At 64.3% G+C, this 472-nt stretch carries 1 pseudogene; it reads left to right on the forward strand.

Annotation, left to right across the window (positions count from 1 at the left end):
* Positions 1-472 (forward strand): annotated as a pseudogene (locus A6723_RS32520) (hypothetical protein); the annotation flags it as partial.

Here is a 472-nt window from a genome sequence, read left to right on the forward strand (position 1 = left end):
GTCGACTTCCTCGGCACTGCCGGCGCTCGCAAGCTGATCAACGTGGCCGACGGTACCGTGGCCGCTGACAGCAAGGAAGCCGTGAACGGTGGCCAACTGTTCAGCACCAACCAGGACGTAGCGCAGAACACCGCGGACATCGCTGGCAACACGGTGGCGATCAGCGGCCTGGATGGCCGTGTCACTGGCATCGATAGCCGCGTGACCAACGTCGAAGGCAGCGTGACCAACCTCGGCGGCCGCATGAACAACGTCGAGGGTGATATCACCAGCATCACCACCAACCTGAGCAGCGGCACCATCGGTATGGTCCAGCAGTCCGCCGCCGGTGAAAAYCTCACCGTGGGCAAGGACAGCGATGGCCTGGCCGTCGACTTCCTCGGCACTGCAGGCGCTCGCAAGCTGATCAACGTGGCTGACGGTGCCGTGGCCGCCGACAGCAAGGAGGCCGTGAATGGCGGCCAGCTGTTCA

Origin of the sequence: Pseudomonas sp. AU11447, assembly GCF_001672555.2 — a bacterium.
In the GTDB taxonomy this organism is placed as follows: Bacteria; Pseudomonadota; Gammaproteobacteria; order Pseudomonadales; family Pseudomonadaceae; genus Pseudomonas; species Pseudomonas nitroreducens.